Annotated in this window: 9 protein-coding genes; 1 reads left to right on the forward strand and 8 read right to left on the reverse strand. The window is 37.7% G+C overall.

Features of this window, described 5'->3' with window-relative positions; genetic code table 11:
- Window positions 1-23 precede the first annotated feature (23 nt).
- A complete protein-coding gene (gene hofC / locus EXS92_RS00100; protein ID WP_165515040.1) occupies window positions 24-1,610 on the reverse strand; it encodes an outer membrane beta-barrel protein HofC in 1,587 nt (528 codons plus the stop codon).
- 285 nt (window positions 1,611-1,895) lie between these two features.
- On the opposite strand from hofC, the gene EXS92_RS00105 reads away from it, so the two are divergent.
- Complete coding sequence (locus EXS92_RS00105; protein ID WP_165515042.1) at window positions 1,896-2,840, forward strand: catalase family peroxidase; 945 nt, start codon at window positions 1,896-1,898, stop codon at window positions 2,838-2,840.
- Here EXS92_RS00105 and EXS92_RS00110 read toward each other — a convergent pair.
- The 7 genes from EXS92_RS00110 to hopJ form a co-directional block, all read right to left on the reverse strand.
- Window positions 2,810-3,421 (reverse strand): DNA cytosine methyltransferase, encoded by a 612-nt coding sequence (locus tag EXS92_RS00110; RefSeq protein ID WP_165515045.1) that lies wholly within the window; start codon window positions 3,419-3,421, stop codon window positions 2,810-2,812. The two genes, EXS92_RS00105 and EXS92_RS00110, sit on opposite strands and share 31 nt — an antisense overlap.
- A gap of 93 nt (window positions 3,422-3,514) precedes the next feature.
- Window positions 3,515-4,129: a GIY-YIG nuclease family protein gene (locus EXS92_RS00115; protein WP_165515047.1), complete on the reverse strand. Its 615-nt coding sequence runs from the start codon at window positions 4,127-4,129 to the stop codon at window positions 3,515-3,517.
- Between the two features lie 2 nt (window positions 4,130-4,131).
- Window positions 4,132-5,061 (reverse strand): DNA adenine methylase, encoded by a 930-nt coding sequence (locus EXS92_RS00120; RefSeq protein ID WP_165515049.1) that lies wholly within the window; start codon window positions 5,059-5,061, stop codon window positions 4,132-4,134.
- Window positions 5,062-5,076: 15 nt separating this feature from the next.
- Entirely contained in the window at window positions 5,077-6,876 is a 1,800-nt protein-coding gene (typA, locus tag EXS92_RS00125; RefSeq protein WP_000790243.1) for a translational GTPase TypA, read from the reverse strand.
- Window positions 6,877-6,921: 45 nt separating this feature from the next.
- The gene (locus EXS92_RS00130; RefSeq protein WP_165515051.1) at window positions 6,922-7,764 is read right to left on the reverse strand and encodes a glycosyltransferase family 9 protein; all 843 of its coding nucleotides are present in this window, start codon (window positions 7,762-7,764) and stop codon (window positions 6,922-6,924) included.
- Window positions 7,730-9,367, reverse strand: a complete 1,638-nt coding sequence (locus EXS92_RS00135; protein WP_165515053.1) for a class I SAM-dependent methyltransferase — start codon at window positions 9,365-9,367, stop codon at window positions 7,730-7,732. Before EXS92_RS00135 ends, EXS92_RS00130 begins: the two co-directional genes overlap by 35 nt.
- An 8-nt stretch (window positions 9,368-9,375) precedes the next feature.
- Window positions 9,376-10,126, reverse strand: a 751-nt coding sequence (hopJ, locus tag EXS92_RS00140) for a Hop family outer membrane protein HopJ/HopK (RefSeq protein WP_165515055.1), incomplete at its 5' end; no start/stop codon positions are given.

Here is a 10,126-nt window from a genome sequence, read left to right on the forward strand (position 1 = left end):
TCTAAGAGAATAGGGGAACTCCCTTAGAAACTATAACTGATGTGTGTCATCAAATGGCTTCTGTCTTGAGTGATGCTTTTTGCGATACCACCCATGTTTTGAGGGCCTTGCGCGAACGCCGAAGATTCAAACAAACCATTATTCAAGTTGAGCGGCTGACCGTTTGGCCCAAGGAAACCAGTTCCAGGGTTGTAACCCGCACGGATTTGGAACTCTAACCACACGAGTTTGAGACCCGCTTTAACATGTTTGCTGAACTGATAGTCTAGATACATACCAATACCATATTCCAATGCCCTTGGAGCGGTAGTGAAGCGCTGATAAACGCTCCAACTAAACTTACCATGCTTGCCTCCACCTTTAACATACTCGGTGAACGCGTCAGCATCGGTAATGTTGTCAATCCCCGCAAACCCTAAGCTGTAGATACTGCCAACCCATTGTTCGATACCATCCAAAGCTACAGGGTTACCCCAAGTACCTAAGTTCATGTTAGGGTTACCGATGTTGAGATAAGCACCCCCAACCACAAAGTAGTTGTTAATGTCTATATGGTGGCGCAAAAGAAGCGTCGCACCGCCAGGACCTTGCAAGCCACGCCACTTACCATTATCCAAGAAAGGATCCCAAGTGTTATAACGAGCGGGTGCGTAACGGCCGTATTCAGCGTTATTCCAACGATAGCTGTATAACGCATAGAAAGTCGTTTTATTCCTAATGCCCCTACCACTAAACCCCGGATTGGTATCATACTCTATTTTAATACCGGGATCTGTTTCTACTTGCGGGATAAGATACACATAAGGGTGGATCAATAAATTCTTTGTAGGGCGATAAATAATACCCGCTTTATGAACCCCCCAAGGCTTTTCACGATAAATGGGGAACAACCACTGACCATCAGCGATACCACGACCCCAACCGCTAAAGAGCAAAAATTTCATCTTATTCGTGAGCTTGAAAGTCCCATAGAAACCTTGGAACAATTGATAAATCCAATCCATTTGCTCCTGCTCGGTAATATCAAAACGCCCCATTACCATATGGACTCTACTGCTATCATAGGTGAGATTCGCTTTATAGACTTGATAACGCCTTGAACCCCCAGGCAAGTAAGCGTTAGCCGGATAGTAGTTGGGGAACAAGCCGTTCCACTCACCCATATATTCCCAGCCAATACCTCTAGGGTTAATGACACCACCTGGCCCTGATTGCTCCCACATTTTAGTGGCGTTCATACAAAGGCTCATAGAATCAGTGCCGCAAGAAGTTTTATCCCAATAGCTTGGGGGGGTAAAATCCTTTGCCCATTTATCGTATTTAGTGCCATCGTAAGCTTGTCCGCCCAAAACACCGCCTACATTCACGGTCCATCCCATACCTAAATGCACAGACCCCTCTAGCTTACCCGTAAGGTTAACAAAAGTTTCTGTGGGATAGATACCTTTAACAGGGTTAATAGGCGAATGGTTAAAACCCACTTTGGCGAAGTTGATAAAATCGCCATGCACTTCATAAGTAACCGCCCCTAATGAACCCGTAGTGAACAATAGTGGCAAGGTAAAACGCTTTAGCAATGTAGCTACAACTTTTCGTTTCTTTAATTTCATTCCTCTTCCTTACTTTACCTGAGAATAGATAAATTACTCTGTAGAAATAATTGTAGCATAAAAGAATATAGAATTAGTTTAAAATCAAGCTAATTTTTCTTAAAAATCACAAAATTTAAAACACAAGTTTATCCTTAAAAGCTCGCTCATCGCATGCAAATGGATAGGATAATCTTTTAATATCCTAATAAGATATTTAAAAAAGGCTTTTTTAAGGCTCAATAGGGAATTTACTGATACAATAAAAAGCATTGTTTTATACAAAAATAATAATAAGGATCAAGAATGAAAAAAATTGGTTTGAGCTTGTGTTTGGTTTTTAGCTTGGGTTTTTTAAAAGCCCATGAAGTGAGCGCTGAAGAGATTGCGGATATTTTCTACAAACTCAACGCCAAAGAGCCTAAAATGAAAATCAACCACACTAAGGGGTTTTGTGCTAAAGGCGTGTTCCTCCCTAACCCGCAAGCAAAAAAGGATTTAGATGTGCCATTACTCAATGAAAAAGAAATCCCTGCGTCTGTAAGGTATTCTTTAGGAGGCGTGGCGATGGACGATAAAAGCAAAGTTAGGGGAATGGCGTTAAAATTAGAAAACCAAAACGCTAGCTGGACAATGGTGATGCTCAATACAGAAATCAATTTTGCCAAAAACCCTAACGAATTCGCTCAATTTTTTGAGATGAGAATCCCTAAAAATGGCAAGGTGGATGAAGCAAGAATCAAAAAGCTTTATGAAGAAGTCCCCTCTTATAAGAATTTTGCCGCTTACACCAAAACGATAGGGATTAGCTCAAGCGTGGCTAACACGCCTTATTATAGCGTGCATGCATTCAAGTTTAAAGATAAGAAAGAAAAATTATTGCCTGCGAGATGGAAATTTGTGCCTAAAGACGGCATCAAGTATCTTAACCCCCAAGAATTAAAGCAAAAAGATTCAAATTATCTGCTTTCTTCATTCCAACAACACCTTAAAACTAAACCCATAGAATACCAAATGTATTTGGTGTTTGCGAATAAAAATGATGCCACCAACGACACGACCGCACTTTGGAAAGGCAAGCATAAGGAATTATTGGTGGGAACCTTGAAAGTTGAAAAATACGAAGGAACGGGTTGCAATAAAGACGTGTATTTCCCAGCTGATCTCCCTAAAGGCGTAGAAGCCCCTACTGATCCCTTGTTTCAAATCAGGAATGAAGTTTATGGGATCACTTTTAGCAGGAGGCAATAAAAAAGATAGGGTGGATCAATATAAATTGGTTGAGAAAAATGCGTTTTTATGGGTTTGGGGAAGTAAAATTTTTGTTTAAAACTTTTAAGCGCGCCCACTAAAATCACTCGCTCTCTTATTTGAGGCACACCATAATCTAGGGCGTTTAAAATGGCATGCTCTAAAATATAATCTCTCTCTTTAAAAGCGTTACAAATTTGTTGGAACAATTGCCCTTTTTGCATAGACATCAAACCCACCACATTTTCAAAAACAAATATTTTTGGTTTCACTAAATCTAAAAGCCGCAAATATTCTTTAAACAGATTCGCTTTTTCATCCATTTTTCTTTTGCCAAGGGTAGAATAGCTCTGGCATGGTGGTCCGCCTAGTAGAATGTCAATTGGAACGCGTGGCAAGTTGTGACAATGAAGTTGCGCAATATCGCATAAAATGGTTTGTGTCTCTTTATGGTTAGCTTGATAGCTTAAAATAGCGTCTTTGTCTATATCGTTAGCCCATATTAATTCAAAATGGGGATGCACAGAAAAGCCATAACTCAACCCTCCAGCACCACAAAAAATATCGGCTACTTTATACAAGTTTTATTTTTTCCTTTCATCTAAACCCACACTTTTTAAATGGAGTAAAACTTAAAACCCTTTTTGAAATTAGGTTAAAACCAATTCAATCTTTTAAGTTTTGCTAGGTTTGTCAATCGCCTTTCTATGGACGGCCTTTTCTCTGTTTTGAGCTTTTTGAGTGATATTGGCATGCTCATCTTTAATATCGTTTGGCCAATCTTTGCCTTGCTCTTGCGCATTCCATTCGGGTAATGCGTCATTGTTATTGTTTCTATAATCCGTCATACAAGCTTGCTCTAAAAGTTTATAACTGATGCTTGCGTCTTTGATTGCATGAAAACCAAACAAGCCTTTCACTTGAGTTTCAAAATTAGGCTGATAAATCATGTAAAATTCTATTTTAGCCCCTGTGAGTATCGTATGGTAAAGAAAATACCACACGCCAAAACTTCTAATACTAGGCCTCCCTTTAACTCCCCCATCTTTATAAATATTGAGCGTGCTTTTAATCCCACCATCTGCTTGAGAGCCACCAATTTTTTTAATCTCACCATCCACTACAATTAAATACACTCTAGCCACATTTTGAGTCAAAATATTTTGAGATAAAGATTGATTGTTTTCATCTTTTAAATCCTTAAGATAGTTGAAATTTAACTTTGTGCTGTCTTTCACGTATTCTACATCAGCGATTTTAAAGGCAGTTTTGACTTCGCTAATATGCATTTTTACTCCTTGATAATCAATAACTCATGAGATTGTTTGACATGGTTATTATCGCCTCTTCCTAAGCGATTTTTACCCATTCTGATCTCGCCTTGTCCCATAGTGTATTGCCAAGATGGTTCTAAAATTTTAAAATCTTTATAAGCATTCCTTACAAATTCGCAGTCATTATAACTTAAAATAAATGGCCCTTTATGCCTTTTTAGCATGTGAGCTAACACTTCATGTTTAAAACCATTATGATGGATAGGAAAATTACGCATAGGATAAATCCCCTTAAACATTTTAGAATTTTCTAACACATAAGGGGGGTCAAGATAGAAAAAATCATTAGGATAAGCGAGCAACACTTCTTCAAAACTAGAGCATTCCACCTTTAAACTAGGGGCGTTAAAATCTTTAATTTTTAAAAGAGCGTTTAGATAGCGTTGTTTGTCAGTGTAAATTTTACTCATCCACCCCAAAAATCCCGGCCCATAGCTTAAATTAAAGTTAAAGTAATAATCTCTAGCCAAAATTAAAGGGTCTAAAACGCATTCTTTTTTATAATGGGCTTTTAACTCTTGCTTGATGGTGTTGTAAGTTTCTTGCGTAGGTTCTAAAGAGAGCAAGCTACTATAAAGAGCTTGTTTGTCTTTGAGCAGTGCTTGATAAAAATTCACTAAAATATCAAAAATATCAAAGCCTAGCACTTCTAAACCCAATTCTGTCGCGCATGCAATTTCTACGCTCCCTCCACCTATAAAAGGGCTAATAATCCTACGCACACCATTAGGTATACACTCCACTATTAACCCCACAGCTAAAGACTTGCCCCCACCATATCTTAAAGGGGCTTTTATGTAGCGTTTGTAACGCCCATTATTAGAGCGTAAATTGTGCAAAAAAATATCTTTTTTACTAGCGTTTTGGTTGAATAAATTGGCATGCATTCCAAAAAATTCTATTTATTTTTTCGCCCTTTTCCTCATGTTAGGGTCTAAAATCTTTTTTCTGATCCTTAAATTCAAGGGGGTAACTTCTAAAATCTCATCTTCTTCAATCCATTCTAACGCCCTTTCTAACACCATAGTCCTAGGCGGGGTGAGTTTGATCGCATCATCGCTCCCGCTCGCTCTCATGTTGGTTAAATGCTTGGATTTGATAGGATTGACATCTAAATCATTATCCCGGCTGTGCTCGCCAATGACCATGCCCACATAAACCTTCGTTTGGGGGTTGATAAAAAGCGTGCCTCTTTCTTGGATATTGAAAAGGGAAAAAGCGGTCGCTTCGCCATTTTCCATGCTAATGAGTGCCCCATTTTTGCGCGATTCCACGCTCCCACTGAAAGGGCGGAATTCCAAAAAGCTATGATTCATCACGCCTTCGCCCTTAGTGTCGGTTAAAAACTCGCTCCTATAACCGATAAGCCCTCTTGCAGGAATTTCAAATTCTAATCTTGTATAGCCATCGCTCATGGGATTCATCGCTTTCATCTCGGCTTTTCTTTTGCCTAATCTCTCAATGATAGCCCCGCTAAAATCTTGGGGCGTGTCAATCACTAAATGCTCAAAAGGCTCGCATTTAACGCCATTTTCTTCTTTAATGATGACTTCAGGGCGTGAAATGCTAAATTCAAACCCTTCACGGCGCAAATTTTCAGCTAAAATAGTGATTTGCAATTCCCCACGCCCGCTCACTTTAAACTTGCCCTCGCCCATTTCTTCGCATTTCATAGCGATATTGGTTTGCATTTCTTTTAAGAGCCTGTCTTTCAATTTGTTAGCAGTAACATGCTTTCCTTCTAACCCGGCTAAGGGCGAATCATTGACGGCAAAATACACGCTCATCGTAGGCTCTTCTAAATGCATGGGATCTAAAGGCATGGGGTTAGTGGGATCAACGACGCTATCGCCCACATCCATCGCGTTAAACCCAGCAAGTGCTACAATATCGCCCGCATAAGCGTTTTCAATCTCAGTCCTAGCCAGCCCTAAAAAACCTATAAGTTTAGTGATACGGCCATTTTCTTTACTCCCATCGCTTTTCATCAACAGCACGCTTTCATTCTTTTTAACCGAGCCGTTAAACACTCTAGCGATACCGATTTTACCCACATAATTGTCATAATCAAGCGTGAAAATTTGCATTTGCAAAGGCTCATCAACGCTCCCGCTAGGGCTTGGCACATGCTCTAAAATCGTTTCAAACAAAGGCTCTAAATTCTTCTTTTCATCGTCTAAACTTTTCATCGCATAGCCATCTCTAGCAGCGGCATACACGACAGGGAAATCCAATTGTTTATCGCTAGCCCCCATCGCTACAAACAAGTCAAAAACTTCATCCACCACTCTATCCGGTTCAGCGGCAGGCTTATCAATTTTATTCACCACCACAATAGGGCAAATCCCAAAACTCAAAGCCTTTTTAACCACGAATTTAGTTTGAGGCATGACCCCTTCTTGAGCGTCCACTAAAAGCAACACCCCATCCACCATTTTTAAAACGCGCTCCACTTCGCCCCCAAAATCAGCATGCCCGGGAGTGTCAATGATATTGATTTTAGTGTCTTTGTAATAAATAGCGGTGTTTTTAGACAGGATAGTAATGCCTCTTTCTCTTTCTAAATCATTGCTATCCATCACCCTTTCATCCACTTTTTCCCTCTCACTAAATGTGCCAGATTGAGAAAGTAAGCCATCTACTAAAGTGGTTTTCCCATGATCAACATGCGCGATTACAGCGATATTTCTAATATTTTTCATAAATGTCCTAACAAGCAAAATTGAAATTAGAAGTATAACACAATATTATAATAGCCCCAAATGGCGGAATTTTTTGGCTAAATCTTGTTCTATAGAATGGCTTTTATGGGCTTTTAGAAAATTTTCATTCTTAGGCGGCATGAAATCGTCATTATCCCTATAAAAAAAGATAAAATAATTTTTCTTTAAATAGTAAGCCAAATGGATTAAAAACGAATCCCCCCCTATATACAAATCGCTTTCTAAAATCAGGTTTTTAACTTCTTCTAAACTGGTTTTAGTGCGATAGTGCATAACTTCATCTTTTAAAAAAGCGTATCGTTCTTCAAAATCTAAAAGCGTAACACAAAAGGGTTTTAAGAGTTTTAAAACGATTTTTAAATGCTCTAAAGGGATACTTCGGTCTATGGATCTTGTGAAAGGGTTGATCAAAATCTTTTTGGGGTTTTTTAAATCCATGGGATATGGAGAATGATCAAAAACATGCCCATAAATTTGAGAAAACAACTCCTGGCGGTTTTGATAAACGTTTTTAATTTCTTTATTTGGAGTGGTTATGGAAACAAATGGGGCTAAAGAAGCGCTTCTAAAATCTTGTTTTTCTAAAATCAAATGTTTGATTTTGTGCTTCTTAAGCGCTTTTAATAACCATAAAAAATCCTTTATCGCTAAAAAAACGCCTTGTTTTTTAAGATCGTAAAAAGCAGGGACATTTTCAAAAATAGGAATGATTTCAAAATGTTTTTCGCATTCTAAAAGCTTGGCGATTTTTAAAGTCAAACGAGTGCCTAGGATTTTAAGGGGCTGTTGCTGTTTGAAAGCGATTTCTTTTAAAAGGCTAAGCGTGATGAGGTTATCCCCTAAAGCCAAAAGACAAGCAACATGCATGGTTTTTCCTGATTGTGAAATATTTAGGGTATTTTTTTTCTATCCCTAAATTTTTTAAATAAAATTTTTCATCAAAACTATTGTTAATAAATTGCGCAAATAGGGGCAAACATTCTAAATCTTTTCTTAAAATTTTATGCGTTTTAAAAAGCGATTCAAAAATGAATTGCATTAAGTCGCTGTTTAATAGTTCTTTTAACGCATGAGCGTTGATGGGGAAATTTTCTTTTAAAACAAACATGTTCGCACTATTTAAAAAAAGGCGTTGCTCATTGTCATAAAAAAAGACCAGTTTTGAAGAAATGAATTTATACACGATTTTTTCTCTAGCCTGATAAAGGCTTAAGGGAGCGACTTGCTGGCAGTCTTTTAAATCAGCGTTAATGAATTGGCTAGGGGCTTTTAATCTGTCTTTTAAAATATCTGAACCTCTAAAAATAGGAATGGTATTTTTTTCTTGTTTGGAGTGTAATCTTTCTTTATTGTTACCTGTAACAATCCCTAAAGCAAAATGAGCGTTATTTTTTAAAGTGATATGGGGAATGGAAAAAAGGTGGTCTAAAATTTTATTTTCTTTGCTAGAGCAATGGATATTAAAAACCTTTTTAGGGTTGTTTAAAAAAGAAAAAGGCGAGCGTTTGAACTTGCTATTTTGATAAAAGCATGAGATTTTTTGATCCTTGTTAGGGGTTTTTTTAAGCACCAAACCCACAGCCTTAGTCATTAAATTTTTAAAGGGTTTGTTAAAATCAATCAGGCTTCTAATTTGAAACTTTAAAGCCATTTCTCGCATTTTGCTAAACGCATCAATATTCAAACAACTTTCGGGTAATAATAGCCCCAAATGAGCGTTTTCTTTTAAGCAATTCAAACTCGCTACAAAAAAGAGCGACGCACTATCTAGGCTTTGAGAGAGGTTGAATTTCTGTTTGAAAGTTTCTTTTTGGTTTTGGTTGTATTTCTTACCCCATGGCGGGTTAGTGAAAATGCAATCAAATTGCGGGGTGTGTTTTAAATTTAAAAAATCTTTTTGCATAATATTAGGGCAATCTAAATGATAACGCTCTTTAATACGCTTTTTAGTCAAAGCGACAGCAAAAGCGTCTGTATCATAGCCATAGATATTTTCAACCTTAAAACCCAGTTTTAAAGCATGCATGATAAAATTCCCGCTCCCCACAGCCGGATCGCAAAAAATCGCTTGAGAGGCATCAAAATCTTTAGGGAGAGTGAAAAGTTGCTCTACTATCCTATTAGGAGTGTAGTAAATGCTTTCTAAATTTCTGGTGGTGTTAGAAAGTTCTTCTTCATAATGAGAACCCAACTTTTCTAAATCAGAGCTATTTTCTAATATTTTTAGGTATTTTAAAATCAATTCTTGATGGTTATGCGCGCCTTTTAAGGATTTGTTAGCGTATTTGTTAAGTTTGTTTTTCCCTAAATGGTTGCGGCAAAAATCTAAAAAAGAACTCGTTTTCACATAAATTTTATGATCAATTTCTAGTTTCTCTAAAAGATTGGTTTTGATCCAATTATGCACGCTGCTATGAGAAACATTGATTAAATGAGCGATTTCTTCAATCAAAAGAGCGTTTGAAGGCATCTACCCCCCTAAAAACTATAAACGTAACTCACATTGAACACCACAAGGCGTTTAAAAAAGAGGGAAGTGTTTAACCCTTTGCCATGCGTTTCATAAAAGGAATTGACCGCTAAAGGGATTTTCAAGCCCATTTCAAAGCCATTGTGCCTATTGACATTCATACGAACCCCAAAATTCAAAGGGATTTGGAAAAAACTCGTGTGCATTTTAGCTTGATAATTGGTCAAATAATTGTTGATAAAATCCGTTTGGCTCACCCACATGCTCAAACCACTCCCTACCCACGAACTCCCCGCTAAAGCAAAGCCTACATAAAAACCCACGCTCGAATGTTTTTTTGCATTATCAATGAAATTATAAAGATAGTCTATCCCAAGCCCATAGAGATGGTTATTCATTTTGCCTAAACCATCAAAGCCATTACCCACAAAACCAAAATTAGTGTAACCATAGTCATAGAACAAATAATAGCGAAACCCTTGATTTTTTTTCTTAGTAAAGAAATGCTTATACCCCACGCTCAAACTCACCCCATACATGCTTGAAATGTTTTTAGAATAAGAGTTAGGATCAAGCGCGTTTAAGGAATTTGAAATTTGAGCGATTTGAGAAGATAAAGAATAAAGCATGCGGTTTTGAGATTGATTGAATTGCAATTCTAAATTTTTTAAGTTTTCTGCTAATTCTAAAGGGTTAGTAATGGGTTCTTGCATTTTTTCTAACGCTTGGGCTAATTGTGGGTTAGATGCAACGCCCCCG

The sequence above is a fragment of the Helicobacter pylori genome (assembly GCF_011175115.1).
Taxonomy (GTDB): Bacteria; Campylobacterota; Campylobacteria; order Campylobacterales; family Helicobacteraceae; genus Helicobacter; species Helicobacter pylori_DF.

Excerpts from the sequence above, each read along its gene's own strand:
- EXS92_RS00105 (WP_165515042.1), top strand. The coding sequence starts at position 1,896 with ATGAAAAAAATTGGTTTGAGCTTGTGTTTGGTTTTTAGCTTGGGTTTT.
- typA (WP_000790243.1), bottom strand. The coding sequence starts at position 6,876 with ATGAAAAATATTAGAAATATCGCTGTAATCGCGCATGTTGATCATGGG.
- EXS92_RS00135 (WP_165515053.1), bottom strand. The coding sequence starts at position 9,367 with ATGCCTTCAAACGCTCTTTTGATTGAAGAAATCGCTCATTTAATCAAT.
- EXS92_RS00120 (WP_165515049.1), bottom strand. The coding sequence starts at position 5,061 with ATGCATGCCAATTTATTCAACCAAAACGCTAGTAAAAAAGATATTTTT.
- hofC (WP_165515040.1), bottom strand. The coding sequence starts at position 1,610 with ATGAAATTAAAGAAACGAAAAGTTGTAGCTACATTGCTAAAGCGTTTT.
- EXS92_RS00115 (WP_165515047.1), bottom strand. The coding sequence starts at position 4,129 with ATGCATATTAGCGAAGTCAAAACTGCCTTTAAAATCGCTGATGTAGAA.
- EXS92_RS00130 (WP_165515051.1), bottom strand. The coding sequence starts at position 7,764 with ATGCATGTTGCTTGTCTTTTGGCTTTAGGGGATAACCTCATCACGCTT.